General features: G+C 70.9%; 19 protein-coding genes. 10 read left to right on the top strand and 9 right to left on the bottom strand.

What is annotated here, in order from left to right:
* Positions 1–43 precede the first annotated feature (43 nt).
* The gene (locus ACMXN5_RS40935) at positions 44–577 is read left to right on the top strand and encodes a CGNR zinc finger domain-containing protein (RefSeq protein ID WP_439679962.1); all 534 of its coding nucleotides are present in this window, start codon (positions 44–46) and stop codon (positions 575–577) included.
* A gap of 373 nt (positions 578–950) precedes the next feature.
* Here the strand turns inward: ACMXN5_RS40935 and ACMXN5_RS40930 are convergent, their stop codons facing one another.
* Positions 951–1,076, bottom strand: coding sequence for a hypothetical protein (locus ACMXN5_RS40930; protein WP_439681387.1), 126 nt, complete (start codon positions 1,074–1,076; stop codon positions 951–953).
* 336 nt (positions 1,077–1,412) lie between these two features.
* Between ACMXN5_RS40930 and ACMXN5_RS40925 the strand changes: the two genes are divergently transcribed.
* Positions 1,413–1,892, top strand: coding sequence for an HIT family protein (locus tag ACMXN5_RS40925; RefSeq protein WP_439679961.1), 480 nt, complete (start codon positions 1,413–1,415; stop codon positions 1,890–1,892).
* Between the two features lie 17 nt (positions 1,893–1,909).
* Here ACMXN5_RS40925 and ACMXN5_RS40920 read toward each other — a convergent pair whose 3' ends face one another.
* Positions 1,910–2,491, bottom strand: coding sequence for a dihydrofolate reductase family protein (locus ACMXN5_RS40920; protein ID WP_439679960.1), 582 nt, complete (start codon positions 2,489–2,491; stop codon positions 1,910–1,912).
* 65 nt (positions 2,492–2,556) lie between these two features.
* A complete protein-coding gene (locus ACMXN5_RS40915) occupies positions 2,557–3,396 on the bottom strand; it encodes a helix-turn-helix domain-containing protein (protein WP_439679959.1) in 840 nt (279 codons plus the stop codon).
* 461 nt (positions 3,397–3,857) lie between these two features.
* On the opposite strand from ACMXN5_RS40915, the gene ACMXN5_RS40910 reads away from it, so the two are divergent.
* Both ACMXN5_RS40910 and ACMXN5_RS40905 read left to right on the top strand, forming a co-directional pair.
* A complete protein-coding gene (locus ACMXN5_RS40910) occupies positions 3,858–5,306 on the top strand; it encodes an amidase (protein ID WP_439679958.1) in 1,449 nt (482 codons plus the stop codon).
* Between the two features lie 530 nt (positions 5,307–5,836).
* Positions 5,837–6,448, top strand: coding sequence for a YdeI/OmpD-associated family protein (locus ACMXN5_RS40905; RefSeq protein ID WP_439679957.1), 612 nt, complete (start codon positions 5,837–5,839; stop codon positions 6,446–6,448).
* 72 nt (positions 6,449–6,520) lie between these two features.
* On the opposite strand, the gene ACMXN5_RS40900 is transcribed toward ACMXN5_RS40905, so the two are convergent.
* Positions 6,521–7,501 carry a helix-turn-helix transcriptional regulator gene (locus ACMXN5_RS40900; protein ID WP_439679956.1) on the bottom strand — a complete coding sequence of 327 codons (981 nt, stop codon included), beginning with the start codon at positions 7,499–7,501 and terminating at the stop codon, positions 6,521–6,523.
* 116 nt (positions 7,502–7,617) lie between these two features.
* Here ACMXN5_RS40900 and ACMXN5_RS40895 point away from each other — a divergent pair, with 116 nt between their 5' ends.
* Positions 7,618–8,559, top strand: a complete 942-nt coding sequence (locus tag ACMXN5_RS40895) for an alpha/beta fold hydrolase (RefSeq protein ID WP_439679955.1) — start codon at positions 7,618–7,620, stop codon at positions 8,557–8,559.
* A 551-nt stretch (positions 8,560–9,110) separates the two neighbouring features.
* Here ACMXN5_RS40895 and ACMXN5_RS40890 read toward each other — a convergent pair.
* Positions 9,111–9,695 carry a TetR/AcrR family transcriptional regulator gene (locus tag ACMXN5_RS40890; protein WP_439679954.1) on the bottom strand — a complete coding sequence of 195 codons (585 nt, stop codon included), beginning with the start codon at positions 9,693–9,695 and terminating at the stop codon, positions 9,111–9,113.
* 64 nt (positions 9,696–9,759) lie between these two features.
* Between ACMXN5_RS40890 and ACMXN5_RS40885 the strand changes: the two genes are divergently transcribed.
* The 3 genes from ACMXN5_RS40885 (at position 9,760) to ACMXN5_RS40875 (ending at position 11,492) form a co-directional block, all read left to right on the top strand.
* Entirely contained in the window at positions 9,760–10,296 is a 537-nt protein-coding gene (locus ACMXN5_RS40885) for an SRPBCC family protein (RefSeq protein ID WP_439679953.1), read from the top strand.
* A 34-nt stretch (positions 10,297–10,330) separates the two neighbouring features.
* The gene (locus ACMXN5_RS40880; protein ID WP_439679952.1) at positions 10,331–10,843 is read left to right on the top strand and encodes a hypothetical protein; all 513 of its coding nucleotides are present in this window, start codon (positions 10,331–10,333) and stop codon (positions 10,841–10,843) included.
* 76 nt (positions 10,844–10,919) lie between these two features.
* Positions 10,920–11,492: a hypothetical protein gene (locus ACMXN5_RS40875; protein ID WP_439679951.1), complete on the top strand. Its 573-nt coding sequence runs from the start codon at positions 10,920–10,922 to the stop codon at positions 11,490–11,492.
* A gap of 217 nt (positions 11,493–11,709) precedes the next feature.
* On the opposite strand, the gene ACMXN5_RS40870 is transcribed toward ACMXN5_RS40875, so the two are convergent.
* Positions 11,710–12,570: a helix-turn-helix domain-containing protein gene (locus ACMXN5_RS40870; RefSeq protein WP_439679950.1), complete on the bottom strand. Its 861-nt coding sequence runs from the start codon at positions 12,568–12,570 to the stop codon at positions 11,710–11,712.
* A gap of 229 nt (positions 12,571–12,799) precedes the next feature.
* On the opposite strand from ACMXN5_RS40870, the gene ACMXN5_RS40865 reads away from it, so the two are divergent.
* Positions 12,800–14,401, top strand: coding sequence for an MFS transporter (locus tag ACMXN5_RS40865; RefSeq protein ID WP_439679949.1), 1,602 nt, complete (start codon positions 12,800–12,802; stop codon positions 14,399–14,401).
* Here the strand turns inward: ACMXN5_RS40865 and ACMXN5_RS40860 are convergent.
* Entirely contained in the window at positions 14,338–14,901 is a 564-nt protein-coding gene (locus ACMXN5_RS40860) for a CGNR zinc finger domain-containing protein (protein WP_439681386.1), read from the bottom strand. The two genes, ACMXN5_RS40865 and ACMXN5_RS40860, sit on opposite strands and share 64 nt — an antisense overlap.
* Before the next feature lie 59 nt (positions 14,902–14,960).
* Here ACMXN5_RS40860 and ACMXN5_RS40855 point away from each other — a divergent pair, with 59 nt between their 5' ends.
* A complete protein-coding gene (locus tag ACMXN5_RS40855; protein ID WP_439679948.1) occupies positions 14,961–16,526 on the top strand; it encodes an MFS transporter in 1,566 nt (521 codons plus the stop codon).
* A 726-nt stretch (positions 16,527–17,252) separates the two neighbouring features.
* On the opposite strand, the gene ACMXN5_RS40850 is transcribed toward ACMXN5_RS40855, so the two are convergent.
* Positions 17,253–18,421 (bottom strand): IS3 family transposase gene (locus ACMXN5_RS40850; protein ID WP_439679947.1). Its coding sequence is split into 2 segments (ribosomal slippage): positions 17,253–18,172 and positions 18,172–18,421, totalling 1,170 coding nucleotides; the frame shifts between segments, so codons are not numbered across the junction.
* A gap of 1,970 nt (positions 18,422–20,391) precedes the next feature.
* On the bottom strand, positions 20,392–21,465 hold the full coding sequence (locus ACMXN5_RS40845; RefSeq protein ID WP_439679946.1) for a LacI family DNA-binding transcriptional regulator: 1,074 nt from the start codon (positions 21,463–21,465) through the stop codon (positions 20,392–20,394).
* Positions 21,466–21,550 lie beyond the last annotated feature (85 nt).

Genomic DNA, 21,550 nt, shown 5'->3' with positions numbered 1-21,550 from the left:
GAACTAACCTGTCAACACGCATTCATCGGTTAGATTGATCGGCATGGACATCCGACCGCTGACCGGCGAACCCCTGGCGCTTGACCTCGCGAACACACGCCTGTCCCTGCACGGCGCCCTGCACGACCACCTGGACGACCCGGCCCTACTGCGGGCCTGGCTCGCCGAACACGCCTTGGACAACCACCCCGACACCACGCCCGAGACGGACCTCGACGCCGTACGCGACGCACTCGTCGCCACCCGGGAAGCGATCCGCGCCGCACTGGAGGAAGGCGCATACCACGACCTGGACGCGGTCCTCGCACGCGGGACGATCCGCCTCGGACTCGGCGCACAGGGCCCCACCGAGCAGGTCGACGTCGCCGACCCGGCATGGCGACCGGCCTGGGAAACGGCACGCGCCTACCTGGAGTTGCTCCGCACCGCCGATCCGGACCGAATCAGACGCTGCGCGAACCCGGAATGCACACTCTGGTTCGCGGACGTATCCAAGAACGGACGACGCCGGTGGTGTTCGATGGCCGAATGCGGCAACCGCGCCAAGGCCCGAGCCCACTACACCCGAAGCCGATGACCGCGAACCAACCCGAGCACCCGAAACCGGCCCGTACAACGCCGTGATGCGACCGGAGGCGACGTCGGCTGATAGGAGCGGACCCCAGCGAGGGCATCCGCGCCGCGCTCGCCGACCGCAGGGTCGCACGGCACCTCAAAGGCCGGGCGGCGGACCGGTGATCGAAGCCGCCGCCGGCGACCCGACCCACGCACGACGGACCGCGCTCGACCACCCGTCCGCGGCCACCGCCACCCGCGACGAGACGGCCGGCGACGTGGCGACGGCCGGGAAAATCGGCGAGCGTCGCCGCTGCCACGTCGCCCTCCGCACAGCCACCGCCCCTGCCGTACACCGGCGTGATCGACGGCCGCCGCCACGACGTGCCACCCCACTACGCGGGCAACACACCGCGCTCAGCCCCGGTCGTCCGGCGCAAGGCCGGCCGCCGGTGTCTACTCCGTCGGCCGTAGGGGGCAATCGTCAGCAGCCCGCACCCATATGCCCGCCCCTTTCCCACGCCACCGACCGCCACCGACCACCGCGGCCCTCAGCGAGTCGGGGTCGACGGTTTCCGCTGTGCCCTCGAAGGGAGCGAAACGTCGGCAGGGCACAGGACACAGGAACTTCGCGTTAGGCGAGCACGTGGGGGCGGTCCCTACGCCCTCGCCCCGGCGACTGACCCGGCAACCGGGATCCGCGCCGTCCCTGGGGACACCCGGGCGCCTCCTCCCGGCGCCGCGGTCGTATCGCACAAGGATCGGCGAGTCGTACGACAAGACGCGACAGCGCACCAGCCCGGTCAGGAAAGGGGCTTCCCCTTTCGTGGGTTTACACGCCGCCTACGCTCGTGGGCATGACGACACCTTCCGAAAGCTGCTACTCCTGCCGGCAGGACGCCTCGTACGACACCCTCCCACCCCGCGAACGCATCGTTTCCGACGCGCTGTGGAGGGTGAAGCACGCGGTCGGTACGAGCCTGCCGGGCTGGCTGGTCCTGATCCCTCGACGCCATGTCACCTCGATCGCGGACCTGACCGAGGACGAGGCCGCCGGTCTGGGGCTGTTGCAGGTCCACGTGTCGCGGGCGCTGCGGGAGGTGACCGGTTGCGCCAAGACCTATGTGGCGCAGTTCGCCGAGAAACCGGGGTTCGAGCACGTGCACTTCCACGTGGTGCCCCGAATGGCGGGTCTGGCTCCCGAGTTGCGCGGGCCGAGCGTATTCGCCCTGTTGAATACGACCGAGGCGGAGCGAGTGTCGACCGCAGAGATGGACCGCGTCGCGCTCGCGATACGCGGACACCTCGGATCGCTGCCGAGCGCGTCAACGCAGTGAGTGCAGCGACGGATCGGTCAACGGCGTACCCGATAGCGCAGGTGGAGCACCCGGTCGCCCTGGATCACCACGTCGGGGTCCTCCAACAGGTGTTGCGCGTAGACCGACCCGAAGTAGCGTTTGCCGGACCCGAAAACGACCGGCACGACGTCCATGCGCACCTCGTCGACCAAGCCCGCCGCAAGCACCTGGCCGCCGACGTTGCCGGCGGCGACCTCGACGATGCGGTCGCCCGCAAGCTCCCGCGCCTTGGCGATGGCCGCCTCGACGCCGTCGACGAAGTGGAACGGCGCCCGGGGGTCCCAGCCTTCGGGCGCCGGCCGGTGCGTCACCACGACCACGTGGTCGATCCCGCTCGGCGGCTTCCCGTCCCAGCCGTCGGTCATGTCGAAGACGTGGCGGCCGGCAACCGTCACCCCGATTTGGTCCCAGTACGGCCGGGTGTAGTCGTAGGACGTCTGCGACACCTTCACCTCGCCGCTCTCGTCCAACGGGACGTCACCGCCGGACAGCCAGTCGAACAGCGGTCCGGGCTGGTCGTTCTCGTCCGCGACGAAGCCGTCCACCGACACCGAGCCGTACATGACCACCTTGCCCACGGGGCTCTCCTCTGCTTTCGGGTGCCCCAAATTAGCGGGTCGTGAGCCGTCGCTCTTGTAGGAAATCAATCGGCCGGCAGCGGCCACCCGTCCAGCGTGTGGCCGGGATGTTCGCGCAGGAACCGCCGCCGGATCTCGAGGTACCGGGTCGGTGTGAGCCCGGTGAACGCCCGGAACTCGTGGACGAAGTGGGCCTGGTCGAAGTAGCCCGCGCCACCTGCGAGTTCACCCCAGTCGATCGGCCCGGCGGGGTCGATCGCGAGCACGGCGGCGGTGAAGCGGTGGGTGCGGGCCAGCCGCTTCGGCGTGACGCCGACGAGTTCCTTGAACCGCTGCGCCAGATGGGTACCGCTGACGCCGGCCGCCGCGCTCAGGTCGCCCATCGCCACCGCCCCGCCGGTCGCCGCGATGACGCCGCCCGTATGGCGGACCAGCCCCAGGCCGGCCCTCTCGCACAGCCGTCGCATCAGCTCCTCCTCGAGCAGCGTCAGCATCTCGTGCGGTCCGTCGGCCGCGGCCAGCCGCTCACGCAGTTCGGCGACGGCGGGCCGACCCCAGACCTGCTCCAGCGTCACCGGCCGGTCGCGCAGTTCGGCCGCGGGCATCGGCAGGAACGACGCCGGCCCCCACGGCTTGAAGTGCACGCCGACGGACCGGGTCCGGGGCGGGTAGCCGAACTCCAACGCGCGGGTGGGCGTGGTGACCACGCAGCCGTCGGCGTACTCGGCCGTCTCGACATCGGTGCCGGCGCGGATGCGAAACGGCGCCCCGAGGTTGACGATCAGCAGCGCCGCCGGCATCGCCGGCAGCGTCAGCCGGGCGTACGGCGGCGCACCCTCCAGGTAGTAGAGGTCGTCGATCAGCCCGTCCAGCGGCGGCCGCGGCACTTGGGACACGTACTCCACACGCACAGCATCGCCGACGCCCCGCCGGCACCGCGCGCCGGGACGGGTCGGCGGCGCTGGTGTCGGCGACGAGGCGGGGACGAGCCGGCCCCGACCCGGTGCCGATCCCGGACGAGCGCCCGGCCGCGGACATGTGCGTGGGATACGCGTGCGGTGTGGTGTGGGCGTTCCTGCGCTCGACGACGCCGAGCAGTCCTGGGCGCGCGAGGGCGCTCGGTGGGGGTGGGACGTCTGCCGAGTCGGATGCTTGCGCACGTCCCGTGTGGCGGCCGTTTCGTGGCCGTCAGCCTCCGGTTGCGGCCCCTTGAGTGCGGACGAAGCTGTCGGCAAAAGTGACCAAGGCCACACGCCCACTTGATCGCCTACGCACGTTAGCCTCGGCCTTGACCGGCCCTGAGCTGGGCTTTTGTGTCAGCCGCAGTGGTGTGATCGCTGCGGTTCGGGTTTTTTCGGAGGTTCGCATGACCGATGTGGCATTTCATTCCGCAGGCCGACTCGCCGCCGCCGTCGCGGCGAAGGAGGTGTCGAGCGTCGAGCTGCTCGACCACTACCTCGACCGGCTGGAGCGGTTCGGCCCGAAGGTCAACGCCATCGTCGCCCGGGACGAGGAGGGCGCGCGAGCCGCGGCACTGGCGGCCGACCGCGCGGTCTCGCGCGGCGAGCCGCTCGGCCGGCTGCACGGCGTGCCCGTGACGATCAAGGACAGTCTCGAGGTCGCCGGCATGCGGACCACCGGGGGCTCGACCCGCTGGGGACATCACGTCTCGACGCACGACGCCGAGTCGGTCGCGCGGCTCAGGAACGCGGGAGCGATCGTGTTCGGCAAGTCGAACCTGCCGGCCGACGCCCGGGACTGGCAGACCCACAACGAGATCTACGGAACGACGAACAACCCGTGGGACCCGGCCCGTGGAGCCGGCGGGTCGTCCGGCGGGTCCGCCGCGGCGGTGGCCGCGGGGCTGACCGGCCTGGAACTCGGCGGCGACACGGCGGGCTCGATCCGGGTACCCGCCCACTTCTGCGGCGTCTACGGACTGCGCCCGTCGTTCGGGATCGTGCCGAGGCACGGCAGCGTCTCCGGGCACGCCCCCGGGACGCTGGCGGACTTCGACATGGCGGTACTCGGCCCGCTCGCCAGGCACGCCGACGACCTCGACCTGGGGCTCGACGTCCTCGCGGGGGCCGACCACGAACGCGCCCCGGCCTGGCGGCTGGAGCTGCCCGCCGCCAAGGCCCGCACGCTGCGGGAGTTCCGGGTCGCGGCGTGGCTCGACGACCCGTTCTGCCCCGTCGACAGCGAGTTGGTCGCCATCATGCGGGCAGCGGTGGAAGCGGTGCGGGCCGAGGGCGCCACCGTGGTGGAGGGCGCGGGGCCGGCCGGGCTGGAGGAGACGATGGCCCTGTATCAGCCGTTGCTGATGGCGCAGAGCGGGCTGGTCGAGTCCGACGAGTCGTACGCCGGGCTCGTGGAACTCGCCGCGACGGAAGGTGCAGCGGGCGGGTTCGCGTCGGATCTGACGCTCCGCTTCCGGGACTGGCACGCGCTCGACGAACGCCGGCAGCACTCCCGCCGCCGCTGGGCCGAGTTCTTCGGCGACGTCGACGTACTCCTGTGCCCGGTGAGCCCGACGGCCGCCTTCCGGCACGACCATCGCCCCGACCCCACCTGGTCGGTCCGGACCCTGCGCGTCGACGGCGCCGACCGGCCGTACCGCGAGATGCTCACCTGGATGGCGCCTTCGGCGGTCAACCACCTGCCCGCAGCGGTGGCGCCCGTCGGGGCGACCCGGGACGGGCTTCCGGTCGGCATCCAGATCATCGCGCCCTACCTGCACGACCGCACGGCGGTCCGGTTCGCGCGGTGCCTCGCCGAGGTGATCGGCGGGTCCCGCCGCCCACCGGGGTTCTGAGCGCCACCGGCCGCTCGCGGCCGGGAACGCCCGCCGGAGACAACCGAGTTCCCGGCGTCGGGTTGACGGCGCGGGCATAGTGGGGCAGCGCATGACTCGCCTCACGTGGCAGGGCATCACCCTCGCATCGCGTCCTTGCGCCACACCAAGCGGTCGCGGGGCCTACTGGTGGACTCGCCTATTCAACTGTCGCCAGTTCCGCCTGGGCCCAGCCTGCTGGTGACCGTACGTGGTCGTCGGCGTAGCGACTCCAGTCTTCTCCGACCTCGGATGCGAGGCGGGTCGCGATGACGTCGTGGTAGCCGAGGGCGTCGACGACGACGGGGCGGGCATCTCCAGGACCCACTGTGGCGGATCACTCCGGTCCGGGCGGCGGCTGTGGGGACGCCGAGGTCGTTGAGCTGACCGGAGAGGGCAGCCGTTCTTCACGGTGGCGTCGGCGAGGGCGAGCCAGGCCGACATCGACGCCGCGGGCTCAACGAGTCATCCCGACAGGTCGAGACACCTGGTTGCGGCACTAACCTGCGGTGGTGACCGGAGCCGAGCTGGATGGGTTGATCGTTGCCGACGGCGCGGCGCTGCGCGCGTGGCTGCTGGACAACCACACCGCCTCTCCTGGCGTGTGGCTCGCCCTGACCAGGAAGGGCGGCACCGTTACCACGCTGACCTGGCAGCAGGCGGTCGACGAGGCACTGTGCTTCGGCTGGATCGACGGACAGGCCCGCAAGCGCGACGAGGAGAGCTCCTGGCGGCGGTTCACCCCGCGCCGGCCCCGCAGCATCTGGTCCCAGCGCAACGTCGCCAACGTGGCCCGGTTGGAGGCGGCCGGCCTGATGCAGCCCGCCGGCCGCGCCGCGGTCGACGCCGCGAAGGCCGACGGGCGGTGGACGGCCGCCTATGCGCCGTCATCGGAAGCGGAGGTGCCGGCCGACCTGCGCGTCGCGATCGCCGCCGACCCAGCGGCGCAGGCGATGTTCGAGGTACTCACCAAGACCAACCGCTTCGCCCTCATCAGCCGGGTCAATGCCGTCAAGCGGGCCGAGATGCGAACCCGGAAGATCGCCGAGTGCGTGGCGATGCTGGTCCGGCACGAGACGATCCACCCGCAGAGAGCCAGGCCGGCGGACCCGCCGGCGTCGTGACCGGGCTCCTGCCGGAACGGACAAACCCAGCCTATTGAGCGGAACTGTTCTCGAACCCCTGCCTCGTCCGCTTCAAGACGGGTGAAGGTCTCCGCCGGTGCGCGGCCGGCCGTATCGTTCGACGAGGGCGTTGCCGATCGAGGCCAGACGGTCACGGACCCCCGGAGGGCCGGTCACCTCGACCCATTCGACCAGCCCGGAGAGCTCGCCGGCGAGGATGTACTCGTTGGGGCCGCGGATCACGACCTCGATGCGGCCGTCGGTCGTGGAACCTCCCACGTCGAGCCGGTCGCCGAGCGCCATCCGGAGGATGCCCATCCCGTCGGGTGTGCATACCGCCCGGACCTCCAGCGGCGTTCGTTTGCGATCGACCTCTTCGGCGATCTCATTCCAGCTCTCGGCAAGGTCGAAGTCCCCGGGTCGGTGCACAGGGTCGCCGGTCGGGTCGGCGGACGACACGCGGTCGATCCGGAAGACCCGTCGGCCGGTCTCGGTGTCGGAGACGAGGTACCACACAGGACCTTTGGCGACGATGCCCAGCGGGTGGACGGTTCTCCGGGTTTCGACGCCTTTGCCGTCGACGTAGCCGAGCGACACCTGGACCCCGCGGATCACCGCGTCTTGGAGTTCGTCGAGGAAGCGAGGCGGCCGGTGCTCGATACGGCCCGCCCCCCATCGCTGCGGGTCCACGACCAGCGACGCCGCCGCTGCCTCGGCCTGCACCCGGAAGGGCTTCGGTAGGGCATGGACGAGCTTGCGCAGAGCCGCCTTCATCGCCGGCGTCGCGTCCGAGGCCGGACCGACAGCCAGGAACAGGGCGCGTGCCTCGCCGGCGGTCAACCCGGACAGGTCGGTACGGGCGCCGCCCACCAGGCGCCAGCCACCGCCTCGGCCCTGCACGGAGTACACGGGCACCCCGGCCGCGGCCAGGGCGTCGAGGTCACGGCGGGCGGTGCGCTCGGAGACGTCCAGCTCTCGGGAGACCTCCGCGGCTGTCACCTGCTCGCGTCGTTGGAGCAAGAGGAGTACGGCCACCAGCCGATCGGATCGCATACCGACAAAACTCCCATGAAAACCGGTCATGAGGTGACCGGTTTGGGGAGCAAGGTGGCTACATGACCTCATCGAGGAGGTCGACCGTCGGCGAACGCCCCCAGAGAGGAAATGCAGTGTTCAATCCAGCAGAATTTCCCGAGCCCACCCTCATCCAGGTCAACGGTGTGGAGCTCGAAGTCTTCGAGGCAGGCCGGGAAAACAAGGGCAAGCCCATCGTGCTCTGCCACGGCTGGCCGGAGCACGCGTTCTCCTGGCGTCACCTGATGCCCGTCCTCGCAGCGGCCGGCTACCACGTCATCGCACCGAACCAGCGGGGTTACGGCAACTCGTCCCGCCCGACCGAGGTGACGGACTACGACATCGAACACCTGACGGGTGACCTCGTCGCGCTCCTGGACCACTACGGCTACGAGGACGCCACCTTCGTCGGCCACGACTGGGGGGCGTTCGTCGTCTGGGGACTGACCCTGTTGCACCCCGACCGGGTGAACAAGCTGATCAACCTGAGCCTGCCTTACCAGGAGCGCGGAGAAACGCCGTGGATCGAGGTCATGGAAACCTTCCTCGGCGGCGACTTCTACTTCGTCCACTTCAACCGGCAGCCGGGCGTCGCGGACGCCGTATTCGATGCCGACACCTCCCGGTTCCTCCGCAACCTCTACCGGAAGAACGTGCCCCCCGCACCCCCTGAGCCGGGCATGGCATTCATCAACCTCGCCAAGGCGGAAACACCACTCGGTGAGCCCGTCATGAGCGACAGCGACCTGGCCGTCTACGTCTCCGCGTTCGAGACGTCGGGATTCACGGGCGGCATCAACTGGTACAGGAACCTCGACCGCAACTGGCACCGGCTGGCGGACGCGGACCCGATCATCAAGCAGCCCGCCCTCATGATCTACGGCGACCGGGACTTCGCGATCCCGAGGTTCGAAAGACTGGCGGAGTTCGTGCCCAACGTGGAAGTGGTCGGCCTGGACTGCGGTCACTGGATCCAGGAGGAAATGCCGGAAGAAACCAACCAGGTTATTTCGAAATGGCTGGAACGGCAGGGCTAGTGTCTCGTGATCCGGTTCGTATCACCTGAAGGCCGAGTTCTCGCATCACACCGATGACAGCCGGACGTGGGGGTGGGCCAGGTCGCGCGGCCTCCTCGTCAGGGCTTCAAGGTCATCTGGTAGCGGGTTTCAGGCTCACCCTGGGGTGGAACCCGACCTCCCCACCGTGGCTCGTCGAGCCCGAGCGACCGACCCAAGCCCCGACAAGTGTCATCCCGACAACCCACTTGCCTAGTGAATCGGCTGAAGGTCGCCAAGAATCGGTGGGTGCCCAGCCGACCGGTGACCTCCCGTGGTCTCCGGCGGCGTATCGGCTCCAGGTGCCGCCGGTCTCGTTGCGGAGGCGACTGGTGGTACGACGTGAGGGTGAGGCAGCACCGTCGCCTCGCGGCCCCGGTGCTGCCGGATCACCTCGGGCAGCGCCGCACGTGAGGGTGATGAGGTGATCGGCGGCCGGTATGAGCGCGGCGCGCCGGTGTCCGGTCCGCGCCGCCTCAAGAGTGGGCCGTCGCGGGCGTGGGGATAGGCAACTCCCTTGGAAGCAGCACCGTTCACGGCCGCAACAGGGCGACCGCACTCTCTTGCGCGAGGTTCTCGGCGACATCGGGCAGGGCCGTCCCATTCCGCAGGTGCCTCCGTACCAGCGCCAGCGGCAAGTCGACGACCGCCAGCACGACACGCTCGAAGTCCGCGGGCGCGGTGGCGTCCAGCCGGACGGCCAACTCCGACAACACTTCGTGAACCCGCTGGTTCGCGTCGGCCAGGCGGCGCGCATGCCGCTCCGGCCACTCCTCCTGGCCGAAGGCGCCGGCTCCGTACAACAACACGGCAGCCCGCTCAGGATTCGCCCTGCTCCAGGCAACGACGTACCGTGCCGCCGCGCCGCCCGCGTCGTGCGGCTCGGGGCGGGAGGCGAGCGCGGCGAAGTAGCCCTCGTGGAACTCGCCGACGGTGCGCAGCCACAACTCCGCCAACAAGACGGCCCGTTGCGGGAAGCGGTGGTAGACCGAGCCGCTGGGTGCGCCGCACGCTCGGGCGACCGCCGCCATGGTGACCGCGGCCGGTCCGTGGGCGGCGGCCACGTGTACCGCGGCTTCGAGGAGGTCTGTTTCGTCGTAGCGAGGTGGCCTGGCCATGAAATAGAGAGTACTCTCCATTTCAATTAGAGGAGAGCATCTAATACTCTTGGGAGGGGCGCGAATGGCGGTCCTGAACATTCACGAACGCCGGATCCAGGCGCCATGCGGGCAGGTCGGCGCACTGATCAATCGTCTGGCGAGCGCCGACGACCCGCTGTGGCCGGGCCGGTCCTGGCCCAGGATGGTGCTGGATCGTGGTCTGTGTGTCGGCTCGCGCGGCGGCCACGGCCCCATCCGCTACTCCGTCGAGGCCTATGTGCCCGGGCAGTGGGTCCGGTTCCGGTTCTCGGCCCCGCGCGGCTTCGACGGCACGCATGAGTTCGTCGTCCAGCCCGCCGAACCGGGCGGCACGGTGCTCCGCCACGTCCTCGCCATGCGACTGCACGGCAGCGCCCGGCTTTCGTGGCCGCTGGCCTTTCGCCGGCTGCACGACGCCCTGATCGAGGAGTGCTTGGACCGCGCCGAGTCCGCCTTCGGGCCGGCAGACGGCGGTCGTGCCAAGCGGAGCACCTATGTTCGGCTCCTGCGTTACCTCGGGGCGCGGACCACACGTCGGTTCCGGGGCGCATCGGCGCCGACAGGGCTGCGGACAGATTGACGACACGGACGCCGCGCATCATGGACCACACGCTGTGGCCGAGCGATCCGCGCCCACCGGGCCCCTCGTCAGCCCGGTCGACCCAGGGCCCCACGCCCACCCCCGCCGCGAACGCCTCCGACGCCGCCTCGGCTTCGCCGCCATCGTCGCGTGTCTCCCGTACGTCGGGCTCAAGCTGCTCTGGGTCCGCTGCGTCGATGTCGGCGTGATCGACCGCAGCCGACTGAGCACCGCCGCACGGATCGCGGTCAACCTGGTGACGTTCCTGATGGACGCGACGGCCGCGGTCATCGCGTACTGGCTCACCCGGCCCGGCGGACCCCCCGTCCGCGCCTGGCTCGTCGCGTTGCCGATGTGGATGGCGTCGGGACTCCTGTCGACCATCATGCTCGCGGTCCCGCTCCAGCTGGGCGTCGCGCTACTCGGCGGGGCGAACCCGTCCGCCGCCGACGACTTCCTCCAGTCATGGGTCCATGGCGTCGTCTACGGTGGCTTCATCGCCGAAGGCGCCGTCCTGCTCGGCGCGTTCGATGTCGGCCGCTGGTAAGGCCTCCGTGGGGAAGCGCTTGCGTGCCGGTTCGTCGAAGCGGAGCGAGCCGGGCGTGGGCTGAATACCCTGGGCCATGCCATCGATCAGACTGAACAACGACACCGCTGCGATGCTGGCGGTCTGGGTCGAGCCGTGGGGCACCGACCATTGGATGCGACCACACGAGAAGTTCACGCTCCTCACCGGCGACGGTCCCGAACCGGATCCCGACGATGTGCCCTTCGACGTGGTTTTCCACGACGAGGGCGTGAGTGTCTGGGTCAACGGCGCCTACGAGGCCACCGTGCACGACGAATCGGGTGCCGAGGTGTCGTGCGGACATCAGCGCCCCCTCGACGTCATGCGTGCCTGGACCGAGTCGGCCGAGGCGGCAGCGATCGCCGACCGTCCGTACCTCACCCCGGAGATCCGGGAGATGGCCCGACGCCACGCCGAGGACATGCGCCGCGCGCTCACCGAGGCCGAGGCCGCGGCCGCCGCTGAGGCGGCCGAAGTGGTGGCGGAGGTCGAAGGGTCTGCCGAGGATCCAATAGCGGAGCCGGAGTCCACGGCCGAAGCCGACATGAGCGACGCCAACACGGCCGAACTCGGCACCCGCTCCGGGCCCACCACTCCAAACGGAGCGGACACGACGGCCGGACGCTGACCAGTTCAAAGCCTGAGTGGCTATGAACCCGAGCGGCTGAGGACCTGGGCGGCCAACGACCTGGGCTGAGCAGCTGAGCAGCTGCGCGACCGAGCAGCTGCGCGACCGAGCAGCTGAGCGGCTGAAGAACCCGAGCACCCAAGCGCCAAGCCCCAACGCAAGACCCTCCCCCACGCCCGCCGCCCGCGCAGCGGCACCCCCCGGGCCGCCGGCCCCCCTATGCCGTGGCCTCCGGCCGGGCCCTCGTGGCCAGTTCGGACAGGCCCCGCAACACCCGGCGGCCCTCCTCGTCCGGCTCCTGCGGCTGGTAGATGGTGATCCGCTGGCCGCCCTCCATCCGCAGCACCTCGAACGCGAGCGTGATCTCGCCGAGTTGCGGATGCCGGTACGTCTCCTGGTCGCTACGCCGCCGACGCACGTCGTACCGCTGCCACTGCGCCGCGAACTCGGGGCTCCCCTCCGTGAGTTCGTCCACCAGAGCGGCCAACTCCCGGTCTCTGGGGTCGGCGGCGAGCAGCGAGCGCAGTTGCGCCGTGGTGCTGAGCGCGGCCCGCTCCCAGTCGGCGAACAGCTCCCGTGCCATCGGGTGCAGGAACAGGTACCGAATGCTGTTGCGCCGCTCCGGCGCCCAGTCGGCCAGCCCTGGCAGCAGCGCGAACACCTCGGGGTTGGCGGCCAGGATGTCGCTGGTCCGACCGAGCAGGTACGCGGGCCAGGGTCGGACCCGCTCCAGGAGCGCGCGGATCCCCGGCCGTACCTCCCGATCCGCGGGCGCGCCGCCGGCCGGCACCCGCTCCGCCGCGTGGTTGGCCAGGGCGTACAGGTGCGCGTGCTCCTCCTCGTTCAACCGCAGCGCGCTCGCGATCCCGTCCAGGACCGCACCGCCGGGATTGTTTTCGCGGCCCTGCTCCAGGCGCGTGTAGTACTGGATGCTCAGCCCCGCCAGCGCGGCCAGCTCCTCCCTGCGCAGCCCCTGGGTACGACGGAGTCCGGTGCCGGCGGGCAGCCCGACGTCGCCGGGCTGGAGACGGGCGCGGCGGGCCTGCAGGAACTCTCCGAGTGGATGTGGTGACGTCACCTCTCGATTGTCACAAAGCCGGGGTCTCGGTGCGTGTCCCCCGCGGGGACAGGCACGGCGGGTTGGCGCCGGCACGGGGACGACCGTGCCACCACCGGTCCCGGCACCGCACTCGCCACTGGTGCGAATGACACGGCCTTCATGGCGACCCACGCACGCGCAAAGCTGACAGCGCCGCCCCGGGTCCGGCCCCCGACCCGACGCCCGCAGAACGGACGTGCCCGCCGCCATGCCCCCGACCGACCCGCTTCCGCATCCGACTCCCTCGCCCCCGCGCCGCCGATTCGCCGGCCCCACGCCCGAACGGGCCGGATTCGGGGCCCGGTTCACCACGGCCGCCGCCGTCGGATCGGTCCTGAATCCGATCAACTCGTCCATCATCGCGATCGCGCTGGTGTCGATCGGCCGGGCGTTCGGCGTGGACGCGGGGGCAACGACGTGGCTGGTGTCGGCGTTGTACCTGGCCACCGCGATCGGGCAGCCGACGGCTGGGCGGCGCGCGGATCTTTTCGGGCCCAGGCGGGTGTACCTCGCCGGCATGGCACTGGTCGCGCTCGGCGGGCTGATCGGCTTCGTGGGTACGTCGATCGGCATGCTCGTGGTCGCGCGTGTGGTGCTCGGACTGGGTACGTCGGCGGCCTATCCGGCGGCGATGACGATGGTACGCCGGCAGTCCGAACGCCTCGCCCGGCCCGCGCCGGGACGGGTGTTGAACGCGCTCGCGGTGGCCGGGCAGACCACGATGGCGATCGGGCCGCCGCTGGGCGGCCTGCTGATCGCGGTCGGCGGGTGGCGGGCGATGTTCCTGATCAACATCCCGCTCGCGGCGATCGCGGCCGGGTTCGCGGTGTATTGGTTGCCGGCGGACGAGCGCCGGCGGCGTACCGGCTCGGCGGCGCGAGAACTGGATCCCCCGGGCCTGCTGCTGTTCGCCGCGACGTTGACGAGCGTACTGCTGTTCCTGATGCGGCCCACCGCGTCGAGGTGGTGGCTGCTCGCGCTCGGTCTGGTGGCCGGACTGGCGCTGACCCGGTGGGAGTCGCGCGCGCACTCGCCGTTCCTGGATGTGCGAATGGTGGCCCGCAACGGCGCGTTGACCAGGACGTACCTGCGGCAGGCGGTGGCGATGGCCTCGACCTACTGCTTCATCTACGGCTGGACCATGTGGCTGGAGCAGAGCGCGGACCGCTCCGCGTCGGCCGCAGGGCTGCTGATGACGCCGTCGTTCGTGGTGGCGGCCGGGGTCTCGGCCGTGGTGACGGGGCCCAGGCTGCGTACTCCCCTGCTGGCCGGTGCCGGCGTGCTGACCGTGGGCAGCGCGAGCCTGTTGCTGCTGCGGGCCGACTCGCCGCTGTGGTTGCTGATCGTGGTGAGCGTCGTCTTCGGGCTCCAGAACGGCCTGGCCAACACGGCCAACCAGCGAGCGATGTTCCGTCAGGCGCCGGCCGCCGCGACGGGCACGGCGGCCGGGCTGCTGCGTACGTTCTCCTACCTGGGCGCGCTGGCGTCGGCGAGCCTGATCGGCGCCACCTTCGGTCGGCGGGCGACCGACGTGGGGCTGCATCACCTGGGCATGATCCTGACGGTGATGTCGGTCGTATTGGTGGCGGCCACCGCGCTGGACCCGGCGCTGCGTGGGGGGCGGGAGGACGAGGGGCGGGGTGCCGGGGGGCGGGGTGGCAAGGGGCCGGGTGGCGAGGGATCGGATGCCGAGGGATCGGATGCCGGGGAACCGGGAGCCGGGGAGCCGGAGGCCGGAAAGCCGCCCTATGCCCGGGCGCGGCGGTGGGCGGCCACCCGTTCGCGCGTGGCGCAGCGCCGGGAGCAGTAGCGGCGGGGCGGGCCACCGCCCTCGTCGACGAAGACGTGTCGGCAGGTCGCCGAGGTACAGACGCCGCCGGGTGGACGTTGCCGGTCCCACAGCAGCATGGTCAGGGCCAGACACGACGAGGCGAGGAACCATTCGCCCCACGGCGCGTCGTCGTCGCGGTCGAGGTGGGGATGCCACGGGCTGCGGCCGTCGTGCGAGGTGAGCCGAAGCCTGCCCCGCCCCCGACGAAGCAGGCGATTGAGCGCGTCGGCGGCAGCGTCGACGTCCTCGGCGGCGAAGACCGCACGCAGCAGCAGGGCGGCGGCGCGCAGGTCGGCGACGTCGGTCGCGGTGAGCTCGATCGGATCGGACTCGCCGTGTTCGCGCAGGAGTTCGGCGAGGGCGGAGGGGGATGGGTCGGGCGGCGGGTCGTCCGCCGTCAGCACGTTGACCAGGGCGACGGTGCGTCGGGCCACGGCCTGTACCGAGTGGCGGGTGGCCCGCTCGTCGTTCGAGTGCAGCACAGCTCAAATGTAACGCATCTAGCCAATAATTGAGTTACCTACGTAACGTGCCAGTCATGCAAAAGCGTTACGGAGGAATATGGCCGTACATCGCCGGAGCGGCCGCAGCACGCACCGGCGACGAGATGTCGGGCCCGGCCCTGCTGCTGGCCGGCTTGGCGACCACCGGCTCGCCCGCCACCGCCTCGGCACTGCTCGCCGCCGTCACCGCGGCGGCAGCACTCGGCGGTCCCGTCTTCGGCGTACTCCTCGACCGCTCCCCCCGACCGGGCCGCCTGCTGACTGCCACGCTGGCGGGCTATGCGGCGGCGCTCGGGGCAATCCTGGCCACGCTGGGCCGAACCCCGATCGCGATCACCCTGCTGATCGCCCTGACCGCAGGACTGGCCGGCCCAGCCCTGACCGGCGGCTGGACGTCCCAACTGCCGCGTGTGGTCGCACCAGCCGACCTGCCGCGCGCAACGACGTACGACGCCATGACATTCAACCTGGCCGCCCTGGCCGGCCCGGCCCTGGCCGGAATCGTCACGACCCTGGCCGGGGCGCGGGCCGCGATGACAACCGCGATCGTCCTGATCTGCCTGGCCCTATCGGCGGCCCGAGCACTGCCCCCGGCCCGTGCGCAGGTACCCGCTCGCACATCGGTGGCGGCCCGCCCGCAGGTACTGCGGCGGCGGCGCTTGACGCCGCCACCAGCCGGGACATCACCCACCACCGGAGTACAGGCGCCCCGAAACCACGCGGCGCCACCGCCGACCCCAGCGCCGCCCACCAACCGCAGCCAGGAGCCCCGGGAGCCGTCGGAGCCGTCGAAGCCGTCGGCGGCGGCCAACGGCCTGCCCACCGCTGCCTCTCACAACGCACCCCCGGAGCGGCCGGAGCGGCCGAAGCGGCCGAAGCCGCCGAAGCACCCGTCGACCCCGTCGATCGGCGCCGACCTCGTCGCGGGCTTCAGGGCCATCGTGGGATCACCGTCCCTGGCCCGGGCCACGGCGGCATCGATGTTGTCCTGTGTCGGACAGGGCATCCTGCTCGCCGCCGGCCCACTCCTCGGCGAACGGGCCTTCGGCTCGGCCGCCCACGGACCGACCCTGCTCTCACTGCTCGCCGCCTCGGCGTTGACGACGAACGCGTTCCTGGCCCGCCGGCCGCACCCACTGCGCCCGGAGACGGTGATCCGGTACAGCACGCTGATCCTCGCCGGCGCCCTCCTACTCGCAGCAACGGCCCACCCGATCCCGCTGATCGCCGCGATGCTCCTCGCCGGCATGGCCGAAGGCCCGCAACTCACGGCCCTGTTCACGATCCGACACCGCGAAGCCCCCGAGGCCCTACGCAGCCGCATCTTCACCACCGGCGCCAGCCTGAAAATCACCACCTTCGCCCTCGGCGCAGCCCTCACCGGCCCCCTCCTCACCCACTCCCTCACCACAGCCCTGGCCACAGCCGCGCTCTTCCAGGTCCTGGCCACACTCAGCCTCACCGGGGGAAGGCCGATGCCACCGGCGGACGGGAGAACAAACGCCGGGTCCACCGAACACCCCAAGCCAGAGCCCGAATCCGAACCCGAACCCGAGCAACACCCGGGGTCAAGGCAGGAAAGCCGCAGCCCCGAACGGTGATCACTCGAAACGCGCCGAGTTCCTCCCACACGCTCGCCCCCCAGACACGCCAACCGGCACGGCACGACGCCGGGCGCGCGGGATATCGACCCTGCAGCGACCGGGCCGACATCCCCAACCGAGGCCGAGGAGGTCGGAGATGCCTTTTTTTGGGTGGGTCAGAGCGTGTTCGGCGGACGTTGCGCTGTTGGTTGCGGGGTGCCGGGTGCGGGGCTGGTCCGGCACGTGGGATGGGCCGCCGCCGGCGTGCGTGGCTCCGAGACGGAGGGCTCCCGACAAGACGAGCGTGTTGGTCGGCGAAAACCGGCCGGCAGCGGGGGCGGGAGGGGGCCGGGGTCGGGTTCCCCGGCCGGCCTTCCCGAGTGGGTGAAGGTGCTTCCGGCGCGTGCTGCGCTTGTGGTTGCGGGTGGCTGGTGCGGGGCTGGTCAGAGTCGGTGATGGGCCGCCGCCAGCGTGCGGGGCTCCGAGACCCGGATTCCCGACGAGACGGGCGCGTTACTCGGTGAAAAACCGGCCGGCAGCGAGGGCGCGAAGGGTGGTCCGGTCGGGTTCCCGGGTGACCTTCCTGAGTGGGTCGAGCGTTTCCGGCGCGCGTTGCGCTTGTGGTTGCGGGTGGCTGGTCCGGGGCCGGTCAGAGTCGGTGATGGGCCGCCGCCAGCGTGCGGGGCTCCCCGTCGAAGGGTTTGAGGAGCCCCGCGTTTTCCGGACGCCTTACTTGTTGTCCTTTTATGCCGCGAGTCCGAGTCCGTCGTGGTCCCGCAGGGCTTCGAGTGGTGTGCGATAGCCCAGGGCGGAGTGGAGTCGTCGGCGATTGTAGAAGCCCTCGATGTATCTGACAACCTCGCGGCGTGCCTTCGCGTGGTTCGTGAAGACGTAGCGGTTCAGGCATTCGTTCTTCAGCGCACCGAAGAAGGACTCTGCCATTGCGTTGTCCCAGCACACTCCGGTGCGTCCGACCGATTGGCGCATGTCGTGGTGGTCCAGGGTCCGCGCGAATTCCTCCGAGGTGTAGTTGCTGCCGCGATCCGAATGGAAGATCGCATCCTTCTCGATGTGCGTGCGCCCCCGGGCCATGTCGAGTGCCGAGGCGACGAGCGAGGTTTTGTAATGGTCGGCCATCGCCCACCCGACGACCGACTTGCTGTGGCAGTCGATGACCGTGGCGAGATAAAGAAAACCCTCCCACGTCGGAATGTAGGTGACGTCGCCGACGAGCTTTGCCCCGGGCCGGTCGGCGGTGAAGTCACGTCGGACGAGGTCGGGGATCCGCGGGTGCGCCTCGCCCGGCCGGGTGGTGACCGTCCGCCATGGGCGGGGTTGGCAGGGCACCAGGCCCAGCTCGCGCATCAGCGCGCGGACCAACTCCGGCGAGACGGTCTCGCCGGAGCGGGCCAGGACGGCGTGGACGCGCCGATATCCGTAGGTCTCGTGATTCGCGGCGAAGATCTCCTTGATCGCGGCGGTGAGTCGGTGGCGTCGTCGCGTGGTGGCGGATTCGGGGCGGGCCCGCCATTCGTAATATCCGGAGCGGGACACGTCGAGCCATCGGCACATGTCGGCGATGCGAAAGGTTGCCTTCTCCGCGTCGACGAGTTCGTAGCGGGAACTCACCGATGGTTGCGGGCGAAGAAGGCGCTTGCTTTTACCAGGAACGCGTTCTCCTCGCGGAGTTTCCGGTTCTCGCGTTCGAGCTCGCGTTCGCGCGCGGTCACGGGTTCGTCGCCTCGCGGCGTCGACCCGGGTTCCGTGACGGACCTGCGGTGTTGCGCGACCCAGTTCCCGAGAGTGGTGTCGTTGATTCCCAACTCGTGCGCGACCTGGACGATCGGACGGGGACCGTCCAACACCAGACGAACGGCCTCGTCCTTGAACTGCTGCGTATATCTCTTCGGCACGTGCTTTCTCTTTCCGGTTTCCTGCAACCCTACGCGGGTCGCTGTCCGGAAGATCAAGGGCACCTCAGTTCCCGACGAGACGGGCGCGTTGCTCGGCGAAAACCGGCCGGCAGCGAGGGCACGGAGGGTGGTCCGGTCGCGTTCCCGGAGGGCCTTCCCAAGTGGGCCGGGCGCTTCCTGCGGGCGTTGCGCCTTTGGTTACGTGGGCCGGTGCGGGGCTGGTCAGAGTCGGTGGTGGGTCGCCGCCGGCGTGCGGGGCTCCGAGACTCGAAGTTCTCGGCGAGGCGGGCGTTTTGCTCACTGGAAACCGGCTGGCAGCGGGGGAGCGGGTGGGTGCTCGGGTCGAGTCTGCCGAGGGGCTTTCCGGGGTGGGTTGGTGCGATTCGGGGCGTTGGGGGCGGGGTTGGGGTTCGGAGCCGGATCTCGGTGGGTGGTTGGGGGCTTCGAGTTTCTGTGGCCTGCGGTTTTGTGGGGGCGGGGTGGAAAGTCGGGTGTTGAGTGCCGGTTTCGTGTTCGTCGACCTCTTCGGCGCGAGTGTGGAGACCGAAACTGCCTGGTCGGAGTCGGCTGCAAGCGCTGCGGCCTTGCAAGGGTCGTCGAGGAAACCGAAAGTGCCCAGTGAGGGTCGAAACCGGATCCCGAGGCACCTCAAACGCTCTCCTCTTTGCGCTGACCTGCGGTTTTCTCTCACCGCGAGGCCACGGCACCCCACGCCGTCCAGATTTGTGAACTCTCGCCACCCACACACCGACCGCACACCGAAAACACCCGACCCACCCGGGAAGGCTCCCTGCGGACTCGACCCGAGCCCCCTCCTGCCCGCTGCTGCCGGCCGGTTTTCGCCGAGCAACACGCCCGCCTCGTCGGGAGCCCGGAGGCTTGGAGCCCCGCACGCCGGCGGCGGCCCATCACCGACTCTGACCAGCCCCGCACCAGCCACCCGCAACCACAAGCGCAACGCCCGCCGGAAACACCCGACCCACTCAGGAAGGTCACCCTGGAACCCGACCGGACCACCCTCCGCGCCCTCGCTGCCGGCCGGTTTTTCACCGAGCAACGCGCCCGTCTCGTCGGGAATCCGGGCCTCGGAGCCCCGCACGCCGGCGGCGGCCCCCCACCGACTCAGACCAGCCCCGCACCAGCCACCCGCAACCACAAGCGCAACGCCCGCCGGAAACACCCGACCCACTCGGAAAGGCCACCCGGCGGACTCGACCGGACCACCCTCCTGCCCGCCGCTGCCGGCCGGTTTTCGCCGAGCAACACGCCCGCCTCGTCGGGAGCCCGGAGGCTTGGAGCCACGCACGCCGGCGGCGGCCCACCACCGACTCTGACCGGCCCCGGACCGGCCACCCGCAACCCAAGACGCAACGCGCGCCGAAAACACCCGGCCCATTCGGGAACGCACGCCCGGCGGACCCGACCCGAGCACCCACCCCGCCCGCCGCTGCAGGCCGCTTTTTCGCCGACCAACACACCCGCCTCGTCAGGACCTCGAAGTCTCGAAGCCCCGAACGCCGGCGGCGGACCACCACCGACCCGGACCCGCCCCGCACCGGGACCACGCGGCCAAAGCTCAGCGCCTGCCGGACGGAAAACCTCGGCCTGCTCGGGCAGCCTCTCGCCTCTCGCCTCTCGCCTCTCCCCGCCCCCATACCCCCGGCCCGGGCATCGCGTGGATGAGCACACAGCCGCTGCGACGCCGACACCAAGCCCGGCCAACATGCCCTGCCAAGGTTCGGCAGGTCGGGAGTTCCGCCGCATCCACCTCACCGAGCCAACCGCACGCCCCCTGCCTCGAAGGTCTCGGAGGGTGCACTCACGGCGCCGCCTGGGATGGGTCGGGGACCGGGCCGGCAACGGCCGGCGCCGTCGCCCGCCCGAGCCGCCAATGCCCTGATGATCCCCGTTGCCACCGGCCGCCCCGACGCCCTGCCCCAATGGCACCGAGGCCCCGGCAACCCCACCGGTCAGGCCCCAGGGACCGGCCCCGTGCTGGATCTGATGACCAGTTCCGCGTCCACGTCCACCGTGCGTGGGGTCACCGTTGGGCCCGTGAGGATCATGTGCATGGCCTGGGTGCCGATGTCGGCCAGGGGGAGGCGGATCGTGGTCAGGGGTGGGTTGAGGTCGGCGGCGAAGGGGACGTCGTCGAAGCCCACCACCGAGACCTGGTCCGGTACGCGCAAGCCCAGGTCCTCCCGCAGGGCGGCCAGCACTCCGGCGGCCATCACGTCGTTGAGGACGACGAGCGCGGTCGGTGCGGACGGACCGGCCAACAGGGCACGGGCGGCAGTTCGGGCCTGCTCTCGGGTGAATCCGCCGTCGACCACCTGACCCGGGGTCAGGGGAAGCCCCAGCGACCGGAGTTGCCGCCGGGCGCCGTCCAGGCGATCCCGGACCGTGGTCAGCGCGCGGGGGCCGGAGACGATGCCGAAGCGCCGGTGGCCGAGGTCGTACAGGTGGCGCACGGCGAGGGCGGCGCCGGCGCGGTTGGCCGGGCGTACGGTGTCGGCGGCGATCCCGTGTGAGCCGACCGCGATCACGTGGCCGCCGTCGGCGCGGTAGGCCTCCGCCTCGGCGGCGAGCCGTCGGGTGAACTCGCGGTCGGCGAAGCCGCTGCCGGCCAGGACCACCGCGCGGGCGCGTTGGGCGCGCAGGCGGGCCAGGTAGTCGAGTTCCAGTTCGGGGTCGCGGAACGTGGCGGCCAGCATCACCAGCAGCCCGTGCTCCCGGGCGACGCCCATCGCGCCGGCCGCGATCGCCGCGAAGTACGGGTCGGCGACGTCGTGCACCACCACGCCCACCACGCTCGTCGTGGAGCGGGCCAGCGCCTGCGCCGGAGCGTTGGAGACGTACCTGAGTTCGCGGGCGGCGTCGAGTACGCGCTTGCGCAGTTCCTCCCCCACGATCCGGGTCCCGCTGCTGCCGTGCAGGGCGCGGGAGGCGGTGGCGGAGGAGACCCCGGCGCGCTCGGCCACCTGCTGGAGGGTGACGGGGCCCGGCGGGCGGGCCGCAGGCGAGTCGGAGGTCGGATTCGGCATGGGCACAGAGTAGCGATTGGAAAGCGCATACCCAAGTGGATGCCGGGCGCGGTAAGCGGGCAGTGCGCCTCTGGCCCGGCATCCC

The sequence above is a fragment of the Embleya australiensis genome, from assembly GCF_051903075.1.
Lineage (GTDB): Bacteria > Actinomycetota > Actinomycetes > Streptomycetales > Streptomycetaceae > Embleya.
The sequence above is the reverse complement of the archived record's forward strand: the minus strand, read 5'-3'. Positions and strand labels throughout refer to the sequence as shown.